Annotated in this window: 10 protein-coding genes; 5 read left to right on the top strand and 5 right to left on the bottom strand. The window is 66.8% G+C overall.

Going from position 1 to position 15,127, the window contains the following annotated elements; translation table 11 throughout:
- The first annotated feature begins 252 nt into the window (after positions 1-252).
- A complete protein-coding gene (locus ACTT2I_RS03345; RefSeq protein WP_421100521.1) occupies positions 253-3,012 on the top strand; it encodes a TonB-dependent receptor in 2,760 nt (919 codons plus the stop codon).
- Positions 3,013-3,388: 376 nt separating this feature from the next.
- Positions 3,389-3,736, top strand: a complete 348-nt coding sequence (locus ACTT2I_RS03340; protein ID WP_443096780.1) for a hypothetical protein — start codon at positions 3,389-3,391, stop codon at positions 3,734-3,736.
- Between the two features lie 190 nt (positions 3,737-3,926).
- Here the strand turns inward: ACTT2I_RS03340 and ACTT2I_RS03335 are convergent, their stop codons facing one another.
- Complete coding sequence (locus ACTT2I_RS03335; RefSeq protein WP_421100519.1) at positions 3,927-5,540, bottom strand: alpha-glucosidase family protein; 1,614 nt, start codon at positions 5,538-5,540, stop codon at positions 3,927-3,929.
- Positions 5,541-5,856: 316 nt separating this feature from the next.
- On the opposite strand from ACTT2I_RS03335, the gene ACTT2I_RS03330 reads away from it, so the two are divergent.
- Positions 5,857-6,855: a polyprenyl synthetase family protein gene (locus ACTT2I_RS03330; RefSeq protein ID WP_088432773.1), complete on the top strand. Its 999-nt coding sequence runs from the start codon at positions 5,857-5,859 to the stop codon at positions 6,853-6,855.
- A gap of 152 nt (positions 6,856-7,007) precedes the next feature.
- On the opposite strand, the gene ACTT2I_RS03325 is transcribed toward ACTT2I_RS03330, so the two are convergent.
- Positions 7,008-7,808: a dienelactone hydrolase family protein gene (locus ACTT2I_RS03325; protein ID WP_421100518.1), complete on the bottom strand. Its 801-nt coding sequence runs from the start codon at positions 7,806-7,808 to the stop codon at positions 7,008-7,010.
- A gap of 205 nt (positions 7,809-8,013) precedes the next feature.
- On the opposite strand from ACTT2I_RS03325, the gene ACTT2I_RS03320 reads away from it, so the two are divergent.
- Positions 8,014-8,610, top strand: a complete 597-nt coding sequence (locus tag ACTT2I_RS03320) for an SMI1/KNR4 family protein (protein ID WP_421100517.1) — start codon at positions 8,014-8,016, stop codon at positions 8,608-8,610.
- Between the two features lie 48 nt (positions 8,611-8,658).
- Here the strand turns inward: ACTT2I_RS03320 and murD are convergent, their stop codons facing one another.
- The 3 genes from murD to ACTT2I_RS03305 are packed head-to-tail and all read right to left on the bottom strand — an operon-like array spanning position 8,659 to position 14,038.
- Positions 8,659-10,068, bottom strand: a complete 1,410-nt coding sequence (murD, locus tag ACTT2I_RS03315; RefSeq protein ID WP_421100516.1) for a UDP-N-acetylmuramoyl-L-alanine--D-glutamate ligase — start codon at positions 10,066-10,068, stop codon at positions 8,659-8,661.
- Positions 10,049-11,401: a UDP-N-acetyl-alpha-D-muramoyl-L-alanyl-L-glutamate epimerase gene (murL, locus tag ACTT2I_RS03310; protein ID WP_088432777.1), complete on the bottom strand. Its 1,353-nt coding sequence runs from the start codon at positions 11,399-11,401 to the stop codon at positions 10,049-10,051. Before murL ends, murD begins: the two co-directional genes overlap by 20 nt.
- A 33-nt stretch (positions 11,402-11,434) precedes the next feature.
- A complete protein-coding gene (locus ACTT2I_RS03305) occupies positions 11,435-14,038 on the bottom strand; it encodes a bifunctional aspartate kinase/diaminopimelate decarboxylase (protein WP_088432778.1) in 2,604 nt (867 codons plus the stop codon).
- Between the two features lie 205 nt (positions 14,039-14,243).
- On the opposite strand from ACTT2I_RS03305, the gene ACTT2I_RS03300 reads away from it, so the two are divergent.
- Entirely contained in the window at positions 14,244-15,119 is an 876-nt protein-coding gene (locus ACTT2I_RS03300) for a PhzF family phenazine biosynthesis protein (protein WP_088432779.1), read from the top strand.
- The last annotated feature ends 8 nt before the right edge of the window (positions 15,120-15,127 follow it).

The following is a 15,127-nucleotide window of genomic DNA, read 5'->3' as shown; positions in this document are numbered from 1 at the left end:
CGGGGGCATGGGTGTTGGTGAGACAGGGGCCCGCGGTTTGCGATGCAGACCGTGGAGCGGGAGCGCGAATGCGATACCGCACCTGTAATCGCTTCCAATGCTGCAAACGTCATTGAATACGTATGCAGGGTGATTCCCGCAGCAGGCGCGCTGCCTACCATAGCCACGCAGTCAACGGCCACCGCGCCGTGACGCTCCCGGGTCCTCCGGGCAACCACAAAATCGATTGGCAACATTGCCTGGGAGGGGAAAATGTTGAACCGCAAGCGCAGCGCGCTGAGTCTCGCGCTGGCCGTCGCCCTGACGCCGTTGATGGCGTCGGCGCAGACCGCCGAATCCAGTACCACCACCCCACCGGCCGGTAATACGGCAACCAACCTGGACACCGTACAGGTCACCGGTATCCGCCGCGGTATCGAGAACGCGATCGCGATCAAGCAGGACGCCACCTCGGTGGTCGAGGCGATCTCGGCCGAGGACATCGGCAAGCTGCCCGATGTGAGCATCGCAGAATCGCTGGGCCGCCTGCCCGGCCTGGCCGCCCAGCGCGTGGCCGGCCGCGCGCAGGTGATCAGCGTGCGCGGCCTGTCGCCGGATTTCGCCACTACCCTGCTCAATGGGCGTGAGGTGGTGAGCACCGGCGACAACCGCAGCGTCGAGTTCGACCAGTACCCCTCGGAACTGGTCAACGGCGTGACCGTCTACAAGACCCCGGATGCGGCGCTGGTCGGCCAGGGCCTGTCGGGCACCATCGACATGCAGACCGTGCGTCCGCTGAGCTTCGCCGAGCGCGTGATCGCCATCAGCGGCCGCTACCAGAAGAGCTCGCTGGGCAAGGCCGCCAACGTCGATCCGTACGGCAACCGTTTCAGCGCCAGCTACATCGACCAGTTCCTGGACAACACCCTGGGTATCTCGATCGGCTATGCGCACAGCGACATGCCCATCCAGGAAAACCAGGTCGGCCTGTACGAACCGTGGACCACCGAGCAGACCGACCAGGGCAACCGCCCCGGCTTGGCCCCGGGCACCGTGTTCTCCGATGGCATCAAGGCGCTGCGCCGCACCGGCAACAACGAGCGCGACGGCGTGATGGCGACCGTGCAGTTCCGCCCGTCCAACGTGTGGACCAGCACCCTGGATGCCTTCCATACCGAAGCCGAGCAGATCGATACGGCCAACCAGTTCGAGGTCAACCTCAGCAACTACAACGGCGGCTACACGCCGGGCCTGCTGATCACCAACCCGCAGATCAACCCCGACGGCACCTTTGCCGGCGGCGTGGCGACCGGCGTGTACCCGCTGGTGCGGGGCATGTACAACAAGCGCAAGGACAAGATCGACGCGTTCGGCTGGAACAACGAGTTCAACTTCGAGCGCGTCAAGGTCGTTGCCGACGTGAACTACTCCAAGGCCACGCGCGACGAGCTGAATCTGGAGAACAACCTGCAGCTCACCCCGATGCCGCAGCTGGATTCGGTCGGCGTGGTGGTCAAGCCGGACGGGTTCTCGCAGATCAGCCCGGGGCTGGACTATTCCAACCCGGACGCGCTGTTCCTGACCAATACCATCTACGGCTCCGGCTACGGCAAGGTGCCGATGGTCGAAGACCGCCTGAAGGGCGCCCGCCTGCAGGCCACCTTCGCCATGCCGGATTCGCTGCCATGGTTCTCCGACGTGGACGTGGGCGTGAACTACGCCGACCGCCGCAAGGACAAGACCCAGGCCGAGGGCAACATCCTGCTCGGCGACCAAGGCGATGCCAACATCGCCGGTGACCTGCAGTACGCACCGGTCAACCTGGGCTTCGCCGGTATCGGCTACATTCCCGCCTGGAACGTACCGGCCGCGGTGGACCGCTACATGGTCTTCAACCCGGTCACCAACCTGGACTACCTGATTCCCAAGGCCTGGACGGTGCAGGAAAAGACCAGCACCGCGTGGATCCGCGCCAACATCAACACCGATCTGGGCGAGGTCGGCCTGCGCGGCAACATCGGCGTACAGATGGTGCGCACCGACCAGAGCTCGCAGTCCAACTACTTCGACCGCTCGCGTCCGGACGGCCAGAACATCCTGCCGATCGATGACGGCAAGACGTACACCGATTGGCTGCCGAGTTTGAACCTGGCCTTCATGTTCCCGCACCAGCAGACGCTGCGCTTCGCCGTGGCCAAGCAGGTGGCACGCCCGCGCGTGGACCAGATGCGGGCCGGCCTGGAGTTCGGCGTGGACACCGCCACCGGCAAGCCGGGCGGCAGCGGTGGCAACCCGCTGCTGGATCCGTGGCGCGCCAACGCGATCGACCTCTCGTACGAAAAGTACTTCGGCGAAAAGGCCTACGTGGCCGCCGCGGTGTTCTTCAAGGACCTCAAGTCCTACGTCTACACGCAGTCGCGCGATGACTACGACTTCAGCGACCTGCTGGCCAGCTACGTGCCGCCGCCGGGCATGATCGTCCCGGCCCTGCCGACCGGCACCTTCTCGGCCCCGCAGAATGGTCAGGGTGGCAAGCTGAAAGGCCTGGAGCTGACCGCCTCGTTCCCGCTGGAGATGCTGACGGAGACCCTGCGTGGCTTCGGCGTGCAGGCCAGTGCCACGTTCAATGACAGCGACATCAAGATCCTGGATCCGGAAAGCGCATCCAGCGTCGGCAGTGACCCGATCAGCCTGCCCGGCCTGTCCGAGCGCGTGTACAACTTCACTGCGTACTACGAGCGCAGTGGGTTCGAGGCCCGCGTGAGCCAACGCCGTCGTTCGGATTTCATCGGTGAGATCGGCAATTTCAACGGCAACCGCACCCTGCGTTATGTGGTCGGTGAGAACGTGACGGATGCGCAGGTCAGCTACACCTTCGCCGACAGCAGCAGTCTGCATGGGCTGACGCTGTTGTTGCAGGGAAGCAATCTGACCAACGAGCCGTACCGCACCTACGCTGGCACGAAGGATCGTCCGCTGGAATATGTGGAGTGGGGCCGGACGTACATGCTGGGCGTGAACTACAAGTTCTGATTGAGCTGTCAGTAAAGATATTTGCAACATCGAAAACCCGCTGCCTGTGCAGCGGGTTTTTGTTGGTTTACCCCGCCCTCTCAAAAGCGTCAGTGCCGACTGTCCGTGGGCTGGTCGGGTGTGTGTGGGTTCGCGGGACGCGCCGTAAACCCATCCATGGGGGCTCGTGAGCCGCATCCATGCGGCACAACGGTCCCGCCAACCCACACACCCCCGCCCTTCGACAGTGGGTCGGTGACCATGGCAGTGCAACGCAACGCAACGCAACGCAAACCAGAGCAAACCAGAGCAAACCAGAGCAGGGCAAAGCAAAGGGAGATCGAACGAGGTATCTAGGGTTCGAACCAGCTCGAGCAGTTCCGCCGCCTCGATACTTTTGACCGTGCCGACCACGTCGAACGCCCCGATTGCCCTGACCGCCCGGACTGTTCCGCTCCCACCGACCACACCGATCAACCCGATCATCTCGACCGTGCTGGCCGATCCGACCATTGCGCATGCTTCAGCTGCTTCAGCTGCTTCAGCTGCTTCAGCTGCTTCAACTGTTTCAACACCTGAGACCAGCGCGACAGCTCAAGCCTTTCGATTTACGGTCGACATCAGCATTGCGGTTGCCATGACGCGCCGGCCCAGCGTCGCTTTTCCCTTGCGCACCAGCCCATTGTCGAAGGGCGGGCACGGGTGGGTTGGCGGGACCATGAGCGCCATGGATGGCGCGACATGAGCCTACACGGACGTACTTGCGGCGGGTCCCGCCAACCCACCCGTGCCCGCCCAAACCAGCACAAGTGCAGCCCAACGCGCAGTTGCCGTGGCTGTTGCTGTTGCTGTTGATATGCCCCAACGCACGAACGCAAGACAAAAAAAGGGCGAGGCACCCGGCCCCGCCCTCTCAATACCACCGGAAAACCCGATCAGCCGCGTCGCGCGCAATACACCGACTGCGCCGGCAACACCAGCTCACCTCCCACAACGTGCCCCACATCCGGACCCGGCACCTGCATCGCCTGCCAATCACCCACCGGCAGCGCAACACGAACAGTCTCAGCCGACAGATTGAACGCCAACAGTAGCGTCTCCTCCCCGTGCACCCGCTCGAACATCAACACCGGCTCAGCGGATTCAAGAAAACGGATATCGCCCACCAACAACGTCGGCATCGTCCGCCGCCATGCCAGGAACTGACGGAACGCAGTGAGCACCGAATGCGGATCATGCTCCTGCGTCGCCACCGATGCCGCCTGATGCTCCGCCGGAATCGGCAACCACGGCTCACCCGTCGTGAAGCCCGCCTTCGGCGCGTCCAGCCACGGCATCGGCGTGCGGCAGCCGTCGCGGCCCTTGAAGTTCGGCCAGAAGGTAATGCCGTACGGATCCTGCAGCGCCTCGAACGGCACCTCCGCCTCGCCCAGCCCCAGCTCCTCGCCCTGGTACAGGCAGATCGAGCCACGCAGCGAGCACAGCATCGCCACCAGCATCCGCGCCAACCGGGGTTGCGCCGGATGGCCACCCCAGCGCGTCACCGCACGCTCCACATCGTGGTTGGAGATCGCCCAGCACGGCCAGCCTTCGGTCATCGTCGCTTCCAGCCGCGACACGGTGTCGCGGATGTAGCCGGCGCTGAAATCCTTCACCAGCAGCTCGAAGCTGTAGCCCATGTGCAGGCGGCCCGGCGCGGTGTACTCGGCCGTGGTCGCCAGCGAATCTTCCGCGGAGATCTCGCCGAGGCTGACCGAGCCCGGGTACGCGTCCAGCAGCACGCGCAGTTGCTCGATGAAGCCGATGTTCTCCGGCTGGGTGTTGTTGTAGTAGTGGTACTGGTAGGCGTACGGGTTGTCCGCGCTGAAGCCACGGCCGAGGCGCTTCTCCAGCGGCTTGGCCGGGTTGTCGCGCAACTGTGCATCGTGGAAGCAGAAGTTGATCGAATCCAGGCGGAAGCCATCCACGCCACGGTCCAGCCAGAACCGCACGTAGTCCAGCGTGGCCTGCTGCACCGCCGGATGGTGGAAGTTCAGATCGGGCTGGTCGGCCAGGAAGTTGTGCAGGAAGTACTGCTCGCGCCGTGGCTCCCACTGCCAGGCCACGCCCCCGAAGATCGACATCCAGTTGTTGGGCGGGGTGCCGTCCTCGCGCGGGTCGGCCCACACGTACCAGTCCGCTTTGGGATTGGTGCGATCCTGCCGGCTCTGCTGGAACCAGGCATGGTCGATCGAGGTATGGCTGAAGACCTGGTCGATCATCACCTTCAGGCCCAGCGCATGCGCCTTGGCCAGCAGCCGGTCGAAGTCGGCCAGCGTGCCGAACATGGGGTCGACATCGCGGTGGTCGGCAATGTCATACCCGAAGTCGGCCATCGGCGATTTGAAGAACGGCGAGACCCAGATCGCGTCGACGCCGAGCGCGGCCACGTAATCCAGGCGCTCGATGATGCCGGGCAGGTCGCCCACGCCATCGCCGTTGGCATCCAGGAAACTGCGCGGGTAGATCTGATAGATGACGGCACCGCGCCACCATGGAGACTGCGACATTGAGGCCCCCCTTCGGGCTTCCACGGCACCCGCGAGGGGGCCAGAAACGAACCCGACAAGCTTAGCTGCGCGCTTCCAGCGGTGGGGTTGCATGCATACGTATTCACCTCGGATCGCGGCGTTCCATACCCCCGGCCCGGCACCCGGTCAGGCGGCGGCTCGCCCGGCCGGAGGGCGGCACCGCCGGCCAACGTCGGCCGGATACCGCCCCTGGCGCACCTCTGCGGCGCGCCTCGACCGAGCCACAGCCGCGTCTTCGCGGGCGGAATACGACGGCACCGCCTATAATTCCGCCCAAGCCTGAAAGTCAGACCGCATGACCATCACCGAAGACACCCGCCCCGCGCTGGGCTTGCCCCAGATCCAGACGCTCGCCGCGCCCGACATGGACGCCGTCGATGCGCTGATTCGTCGCCGACTGTCCTCGGATGTCGTGCTGATCAACCAGATCGCCGACCACATCATCTCGGCCGGTGGCAAGCGGCTGCGCCCGATGCTGGTGATGCTGGCCGGCCGCGCGGTCGGCCAGGCCGGCCCGGAACACCATCAGCTGGCGGCGATCATCGAGTTCATCCACACCTCGACCCTGCTGCATGACGATGTGGTGGACGAATCCAGCCTGCGGCGCGGCCGCAGCACCGCCAATGCGCTGTGGGGCAACGCCCCGAGCGTGCTGGTCGGCGATTTCCTGTACTCGCGCAGCTTCCAGCTGATGGTCGAACTGGACCGCATGCCGGTCATGCGGATCCTGGCCGACACCACCAACCGGATTGCCGAGGGTGAGGTGCTGCAGCTGCTGCACGTGCATAACCCGGATACGGACGAAGCTGCTTACCTGCGCGTGATCGAGCGCAAGACCGCGGTGCTGTTCGCCGCCGGCACCCGCCTGGGCGCGCTGGCCAGCGGCGTCGATGAGGCCACCCAACAGGCGCTGTACGACTACGGCATGGCCCTGGGTTACGCCTTCCAGATCGCGGATGACGTGCTGGACTACTCGGCCAATGCCGAGGAGCTCGGCAAGAACCTGGGCGATGACCTCGCCGAGGGCAAAGCCACCCTGCCGCTGATCCACGCGATGGCGCATTCCGATGCCACCACCCGCGAGCGCCTGCGCGAGATCGTGCAGAACGGCGATGCCGGGGCGATGCCCGAAGTGCTGGCTGCCATCCACGCCACCGGGGGCCTGGAATACAGCCGCGCCCGTGCCGAGGAATACGCCGAGGCCGCCGAGCGTGCGCTCGACAGCCTGGCCGACAACGATGCCGTGGCGGCCCTGCGCGGGCTGGCCCGTTACGCGGTGCAGCGCTCGCATTGAGGGGAAGGCGGGACGGCTGATGGCCGCCGCCCGCGCTTAATGTGAATCCCTCACCGGTAGAGCCGACCGTTGGTCGGCTGCTCGTCCTTCCGGCGCCGCGATCCCGATGAACGCACCACGCCATGCGCGGTGCAGCCGACCAACGGTCGGCTCTACCGGCCCTTGGTCTCGAACCGCTCCTCGAAGAACTCATCCAGCGCCTTCCACGCGCGCTTGGCCGCGCGCTCGTTGTACTGGCATCCCGGCGGGCTGTTCGCATCGGCTTCGGCGAAGCAGTGCACCGCGCCGCTGTAGTTGGTGAACTCCCAGTCGACCTGGGCCGCGTCCATCTCCTGCTCGAAGCTGGCGATGTCGTCCTTGCTCACGCTCTTGTCGTCGGCGCCATTGAGCACCAGCACGGACGGATGCGTTCCACCGGCCTTGGCCGGCAGCGGCGAACCCAGGCCGCCATGCAGGCTGACCACGCCGGCCAGCGGTGCGCCCGCACGCGCCATCTCCAGCACCGTGGTGCCGCCGAAGCAGAACCCGACCGCGCCGATCCGGCTGGCATCCAGCGGCGCCTTGCCAGCCTGGGCCTTGAGTACCTCGATTGCCTTGAGCGCCCGCGCCCGCAGTACCGGGCGGTCATTGCGCAGCTTGGTCGCCACCGGTCCGGCCTCGGCATCGGTCTTCGGACGCACGCCCTTGCCATACACATCGGCCACCAGCACCACGTAGTCATCGCCGGCCAGCTGCTTGGCCTTGGCGATGGCCGAGTCGTTGACGCCCTTCCAGTTGGGCACCATCACCAGGCCCGGGCGTTTGTCATTGTCACTGTCGTCGTAGACCAGCACCCCGCTGAAGGTGGTGCCATCCTGGGTCCACTCCACCGGCTTGGCCTGCATTGCCGCCAGCGCGGGCAATGCCGTCATGCCCAACAGCACCGCCGCACCCCACCGCCATTGCTTGTTCATGCGTCTGCTCCCGACAGAAAGAGCCCCGAGTGTATGACGGCCGGTTGACGGGACCGTGTAGAAGCGCCGGTCGACGTGCCCCCGTGATCCGGCAGACCGGCCGCGCCCGACCTCATCTGAATTAACCACCCCCGTCCCTGTTATTGAATTAACCACCTCCGTCCCTGTTATGGCAGGCTGGCCGCCCCCGTGCTTGGAACACCTCATGACCCTTGTCGACCGCTTCCTGTCCGGCCTGGTGCCGCGCCTGCCCGAAGAGGATGCGCGGATGCGGGCGTGGGTCGAGGGTGCCAGCACGGCCGATCTGCAGCGCCTGCGCGAGCGCTGGCCGCAGGTGCCCGAGAGCCTGGTCGCGTTGCTGGCGCGGGTGGATGGCACGCATTTCCGCGCCTACCCCGGTGGCGAGGTCGTGGTGCTGATGCTGGGTTCGGATGTCGAGGAGGGGCATTACCCCTACTACCTGCGTTCGGTGGAACAGGCCTTCGAAGACAGCGCGCAGTGGGATGACAGCATCCGCTCGATCTACGAGGAATGGCTGGAGGAAGACCCCGAGATTCTCGGCGAGGGCATCGATGCGGATCTGCCGATGGGCAAGCGCCTGTGCTTCTCGCATTGCATGAACAATGGCGGCAGCTCGATGCTGTACCTGGATTTCGATCCCGCGCCGGGCGGCACGGTCGGCCAGGTGGTGCGCTACCTGCACGACCCGGACAGCTACCGCGTGATTGCGCCGAGCTTCGACGCATACCTGCAGCAGCTTATCGATGGGGACTACGCGTTCATCGATGAAGAAGACGCCTGATCGCAGGATCCCAGGCAGCCGACCAACGGTCGGCTCTACCGTGGCACGTCATGCGATCCCGATGCCCGGGATCGCCGTGATCGCATCGGGATCGAACCCCGCCAGTTCGGCGAAATGACGGCCGCGTGCGACGTAGTCGCGGTACACGCCATAGCTGGGGGCACCCGGCGACAGCAGCACCACCCCGCCCTGCCCGCCGAGCGCAGCCTGCGCCAGTTGCATGGCCTCGGACAGATCAGCGGCCGCGTGCAGACCGAAACGGCCGGCGTCCGCCAACGGCTGCAGCAGCGCGTGGATGCGCGGGCCGTTGGCACCCATGGTGACGATCTCCACCGGCGGCACGTCATGTGCCATGTGCGCGACGAAGTCGTGCCAGTCCAGCCCACGGTCATGCCCGCCCACCAGCAGCGCGATGCGGCGCCCGGCGAAGCACTCCAGCGCCGCCAGACTCGCGTGCGGCGTGGTGCTGATGGAATCGTTGACGAAGGTGATCCCCTCGCGCGTCCCGAGGGTCTGGAGGCGATTGGGCAGCGGGCGGAAGTCCTGCACCGCCGGGGCCAGCGCCACCGCGTCCAGGCCCAGCGCCTCGATCGCCGCCAGCACCGCGCACAGGTTGCCGCGGTTGTGCCGGCCCGGCAGCGGGGTATGGGCGGTGTCGAACACTGGCTGCTCGCCGCGATGCACGACATCGCCGCGCATGTGCCAGCCCAGCGGCTGGTTGAACCACACGATCTCGCTCTTCGGCAGCGACAACCCGGCCAGATACGGGTCGGCCGCGTTGAGCACGGCGATCCGCGGCGCGGCCTCGGTGACCAGCCGAAGCTTGTCCTGGATGTAACGCGCCTGGCTGCCGTGCCAGTCCAGGTGTTCGGGGAACAGGTTCAGCACGATCGCGACCTGCGGGTGCGCGCCACTGCGCGCGACCTCACCGGTCTGGTAGCTGGACAGTTCCACCGCCCAGTACTTCGGCACCGGCTGCGGGTCCAGCACTTCCAGCAGCGGCAGGCCGATGTTGCCGATCAGCCCGGTGCGCTCGCCGGAGGCACGCAGCAGGTGCGCCAGCAGCGCGGTGGTGGTGCTCTTGCCCTTGGTGCCGGTCACGCACACGGTGTCGTGCACGATGCCATCGGCGGCAGCCTGCTCGGCGAACCACAACGAGGTACCGCCGATGAACTGCGTGCCCTGCGCGGAGGCCTGCAGCGCCGCCTCGCCATACGGGCTGATGCCCGGCGATTTGATCACCACCTCGAACGCCGCGAGCGCCGCGCCGGTGACATCCGAACGGACCGTCAGCGCCCCCTGGGTTTCCTCACGGGCCGCGGCAGTTTCGGCCTCCGGGCAGAACAGGGTCAGCGGCAGCGACGGTAGCCGCTGCTGCAGGACGCCGAACGCCGCGCGTCCCTCGCGTCCCCATCCCCATAACGCAACGCGCTTGCCCTCAAGCTGCGAAATTCGCACGCAGGCGCTCCCAGATTGCCGGCGGAATGCGGTGTTCGCCTTCCAGTACCAGCAGCGGTTCGATCTGCAGTTCGGTGGCCTCCAGTTGCGGGCGGATCTCGTGGACGAAGCGCTTCACCAGCGCATCTTCATTCCACTCCGGGCGCGTGGCCAGGGTCGCCATCGCCGCACGCGATTCGCGGCCTTCGCCGACACACTCGAACGGCTTGTGGTCCTGGAATTCCAGCAGCGCATCAAAGCCCGGGGCCTGCTCGATATCGTCGAGCAGGTTGCGGCCGAAGATCCCGACCAGGCGCATCTTCGGCATGAACGGGGCCAGCGCCAGGAACACGAAGTGGCACTTCGGGCAGACGCCGCACCAGCGGTTCACCGGGCGCTCGCCCAGGATGTGGAAGTTGCGGTTGCAGCTGGAGAAATGCGCGTCGTAGAAATCGCTCTTGGCGAACTGACGCGCCACCGCCAGCTCCGAGAGCGGGCGCAGCAGCGAGTAGTAGTGCAGGTCCGCCGCAACGTGCTGCTCCAGGTGCTCGCCGAAGGCCTGCTCGAACGCCCAGCCCTTCGACCACTGGTGGTTGACCTCGCCGGTGCCGGGAATCTGGCTGCCATAGCTGGCCGAGCGTTCGTTGGAGAACACCACCTGGTCCACACCCTGCAGCAGCGCGGCCAGCACCATGATCGCCGAGTTCACCGCGGTGACCGGGATATGGCCGTTCCACGCGCCCTGGCGGTTGAGCTCGAACAGCTCCGGGGCCAGGGTGCGGCCGATGTTGAGGATCGGCAGGCCGGTGCGCTCGGCGCAGGCGCGGATCAGCTGCGAGCCACCGATCCAGGTGACCGTCTCTTCGATGCCCAGGCTGCGCAGCGCTTCGATGCTGACCAGCGAATCCTTGCCGCCGCCGATGGCGACCAGCGCGTGTTCGCGCAGGCCCAGCGCCGGCGCGGCGAAGGCCTCGCCCTCGACCGGCAGGCGGAAGCGGCCACGCAGGTTCAGGCCATTGCGGTAGGCGAACTCGCCCAGGCCGTTGAGGTACACCGTCTCGACCAGCGCGGCGGTGGCCGCATCGATCGTGTAGCTGTCGATGCGCACCTGCTCGGGCACGCCGGCCTTGTAGTAGCTCACGCCGGCGATCAGGTGCAGCAGGCGCAGGGCGCGCTGCACCGCCTCGGCACGATCACCCTCAAGCACGAACGGCGCCCCCGGGATGGTCACCGTCTCGATCAGTTCCGGGCCGTCATCGAAGGCGTAGACCAGCTGCGCCACGCCGGTATCCGCGGCGAACGCGCAGCGGACGAAGCGGAAAACGGCAACCTGGTGTTTATCAAAAGCAGTCATGGTGTATCCGGTTTGGAAGGCGGCAGGCAGCGATCAAGGACCATCATCGATGACGTCCTCGCGCGGCAGCTCGCGCTGGTTGTAAGTGTTGGCCATGACGTAGCCATACGCGCCGGCGTCGGCGATCAGCATCACATCGTCCGGCGCGGTCGAGGCCGGCAGGCGGCGGCGCTTGCCGAACACATCGCTGGATTCGCAGATCGGGCCGACCACATCGAACATCGCCTCGGAGTAGCCACTCAGGCGGCTGAGGTTCTCGATGTCATGCCAGGCATCGTACAAAGCCGGGCGCATCAGCGTGTTCATGCCCGCATCCAGACCGACGCGCCGGATGCCGTCCTTCTCCACCACCTGGGTGGCACGCGCCAGCAGCACACCGGACTCGGCCACGAGATAGCGACCCGGCTCGATCGCCAGGCGGAACGCCGGATGCACCGCCTTCACTTCGGCCAGGCCGGCAGCCCAGGCCTCCAGATCGAACGGCTCGTCATCGGCACTGTACGGAATCGGCAGGCCACCGCCGATATCGATGGTCTGGATGCTGCCGATGCGGCGGGCGAACCCGGCCAGTTCATCGCACATCAGGCGCCAGTGCTGCGCGGTTTCCACGCCGCTGCCCAGGTGCGCATGCAGGCCGACCACGCGGGTGCCGAGCTCGCCGGCGATGCGCACGAATTCATCCACGCGCGCGATCGGCAGGCCGAACTTGGAGTCCTTGCCGCCGGTGCGGACCTTGGCATGGTGGCCTTCGCCACGGCCCAGGTCCACGCGCAGCCACAGCTCGCGGTTGCTGAACAGTTCCGGCCAGCGCTGCAGGGCTTCCACGTTGTCCAGGGTGACGGTGACACCCAGCGCGAACGCGGCATCGTATTCGGCATGCGGCGCGAAGCTGGGGGTGAACAGCACGCGCTTGGGCGACAGCGTCGGCAGGGTGTTGAACACATGCTTGAGCTCGCCGTGCGAGACGCACTCCAGGCCGAAGCCTTCCTGCTCCAGCACTTCCAGGATGGCCGGGTGCGAGTTGGCCTTGATCGCGTAGTAGCGCTGGTCGATCGCCTTGATGGCGTTCAACGCGCGCGCACGCGCCCGCACCGTCGGCAGGTTGTAGACGTAACGCGGCGTACCGGCCTGGGCGAGCGTCAGCAGGTGCTCGCGCTGGCCCCGCCACCAGGCGGTTTCACGCGGGCGGATGGTGCCGGCGATTTCGCGCCAGCGCGGGCCGAATACTTCGCCTTCCTCCACTGGCATCGCGCCGCTGTCGATCAGCTCGGCGTGCAAAATCGGCAGCAGGCCGTCGGCGTCCGCCTCGTCGATGACGAAGGTCAGGTTCAAGTCGTTGGACGACTGCGAAATCATGTGCACGCGCTCGCGGCCGAAGGTGGCCCACACGTCCGAGAGCTTGTGCAGCATCGAGCGCATGCCGCGCCCGACCAGGGTGATCGCCGCGCACGGCACGATGATCTTGACCTTGCAGATCTGCGACAGGTCCGCCGACAGCGCGGCCAGCACATCGGTGCTGACCAGGTTTTCGGAAGGATCCAGCGAGACGGTCACGTTGGTTTCGGCCGAACCGATGAGGTCCACGGACAGGCCATGCTTCTTGAACAGTCCGAACACGTCGGCCAGGAAGCCGACCTGCTGCCACATGCCGATGCCTTCCATCGAGACCAGCACGATGCCGTTGCGGCGGCTGATCGCCTTTACGCCCGGCACCGCCGCGGCATTGCCGTCGATGCTGGTGCCCGGCAGCTCGGGGCGCTCGGTGTCCAGGATCGCCATCGGCACACCGGCATCGCGGCACGGCTTGATCGAACGCGGGTGCAGCACCTTGGCGCCGGTCGTCGCGATTTCCTGCGCTTCGTAATAATCCAGGCGGGTCAGCAGGCGCGCGTCCGGCACGTCCTTCGGGTTGGCACTGAACATGCCCGGCACGTCCGTCCAGATCTCCACGCGGCTGGCACCGAGCAGCGCACCGAAGTACGCCGCCGAAGTATCCGAACCGCCGCGACCGAGGATGGCGGTGCCGCCATCGGCGTGGCGGGAGATGAAACCCTGAGTGATCAGCATGCGGGTCGGCTGGGCGCGGAAACGCGTGGCCCAATCCGACTCGGCACGCCACTGGCAGTTCACCGAGAGGCGCTGCGACCACTCGCTCTGGCTGGGCTGCGGCGGCAGCGCATCGAGCCACTCGCGTGCATCCATCCAGCCGAAATCCAGACCGCTGGCGCGCAGGTAGGCCGCACCGACGGTCGAGGAGAGCAGTTCGCCCTGGCCCAGCACCTCGGCCTGCCACTCCAGCGGCCGCCCGGCGGCGCGTGGATCGTCCAGCAGCCCGGCCAGCGCGTCCAGGCGGACGTCCAGCGCGGTGGCATCCAGCTCCAGTTCGGTCAGGAACTCACGGTGGCGCGCGACCAGCGCAGCGACACGGTCGCGGCTGTCGGCGGCGCCATCGGCGATCGCGGTGAGTTCATTGGTCACCCCGGACAGCGCCGATACCACCACCAGCACGCGCGAGCCCGTTTCTTCCGCCCGTTTTTTCGCCAGTTTGCCGATGGTGTCCCAGCGGTGACGACGCGACACGGAGGTGCCGCCGAACTTCAGTACGATCCAGCGATCGACAAGGGGGGAAGCTGACATGGAGGTGGAGGTTTGGGTAGTGAGGGGAATCGCCCGGCACGCCGGGCCGAACCCCCGATTCTATGCCAAGCCTGCCCGTTGCAGGGCCCGGGCGGCCCAGGCTGGGCAGATTTGGTTCGACGCCGGTGCGCGGGGCGCGGATCAGGGCCCGGAACCCGGCGCCGATTGATAAGCTGCCCGCCCGTTTTTCGTTGAGCGACCCGCCATGACCTCCCGTCGTTTCCTGCAGCTGGATGTGTTCTCGCCCTACCCCGGCGCCGGCAACCCGCTTGCCGTCGTGCTCGATGCACAGGGCCTGGACGAGGCGGCGATGCAGGCCATCGCCCGCTGGACCCGGCTGCCGGAGACCACCTTCGTCTTTCCGCCGCAGGCCCCGGGCGCCAGCTATGGCATCCGCATGTTCAGCCCGCAGAAGGAAGTCCCCTTCGCCGGGCATCCCAGCGTGGGCACCGCCCATGCTGTGCTGGAGTTGGGCGTGGCTGCGCCGGTGGAGGGCGTGCTGATCCAGGACGGCATCGCCGGGGCGCTGCCCCTGCGCGTGGACGGCAGCGGGGATGCCCGCACCATCGCGATCCGCACGCCGCGCGCCGCGGTGGCCGAAGTGACCACCGCCAACGATCCGCGCCTGCAGGCCGCGCTGGCCGGCTGGCCGCTGGGCCGCCTGCCGCCGGCGCGCATGGCCGGTGGCCGCAGCTGGTGGGTGGTCGAACTGGCTGACGAAGCCGCCCTGCGTGCGCTCACCCCGGATTGGGACGCCGTGGCCACCCTGGCCGAGGCGACCGACAGCATGGGGGTATTCGCCTATGCGCGCAGCCAGGGCCAGGACTGGGACCTGGCGGTACGCGCCTTCGTCGGCAACGGCCGGCGCTTTGAAGATGCCGCCTCCGGTGCGGCCAATGCGGTGTTGGCCGCATGGCTGGACAGCCGCGATGCACTGCCCGGCACCGCGCACGGCTATGTCGTCAGTCAGGGTCGCGAAGTCGGCCACGATGCGCGCCTGACCCTGCGCATCGATGACCACGGCGATGTCTGGTCCGGCGGCCAGGTGCAGACCGTCATCCGCGGCACGCTGGACTGGTAACCCTGACG

The organism is Stenotrophomonas sp. PUT21 (assembly GCF_052232875.1).
Classification (GTDB): Bacteria; Pseudomonadota; Gammaproteobacteria; order Xanthomonadales; family Xanthomonadaceae; genus Stenotrophomonas; species Stenotrophomonas maltophilia_N.
This window is presented reverse-complemented; position numbering and strand designations above follow the sequence as displayed.

Coding starts and splice junctions, on each gene's coding strand:
- ACTT2I_RS03345 (WP_421100521.1), top strand. CDS start 253: ATGTTGAACCGCAAGCGCAGCGCGCTGAGTCTCGCGCTGGCCGTCGCC.
- ACTT2I_RS03335 (WP_421100519.1), bottom strand. CDS start 5,540: ATGTCGCAGTCTCCATGGTGGCGCGGTGCCGTCATCTATCAGATCTAC.
- ACTT2I_RS03330 (WP_088432773.1), top strand. CDS start 5,857: ATGACCATCACCGAAGACACCCGCCCCGCGCTGGGCTTGCCCCAGATC.
- ACTT2I_RS03325 (WP_421100518.1), bottom strand. CDS start 7,808: ATGAACAAGCAATGGCGGTGGGGTGCGGCGGTGCTGTTGGGCATGACG.
- ACTT2I_RS03320 (WP_421100517.1), top strand. CDS start 8,014: ATGACCCTTGTCGACCGCTTCCTGTCCGGCCTGGTGCCGCGCCTGCCC.
- murL (WP_088432777.1), bottom strand. CDS start 11,401: ATGACTGCTTTTGATAAACACCAGGTTGCCGTTTTCCGCTTCGTCCGC.
- ACTT2I_RS03305 (WP_088432778.1), bottom strand. CDS start 14,038: ATGTCAGCTTCCCCCCTTGTCGATCGCTGGATCGTACTGAAGTTCGGC.
- ACTT2I_RS03300 (WP_088432779.1), top strand. CDS start 14,244: ATGACCTCCCGTCGTTTCCTGCAGCTGGATGTGTTCTCGCCCTACCCC.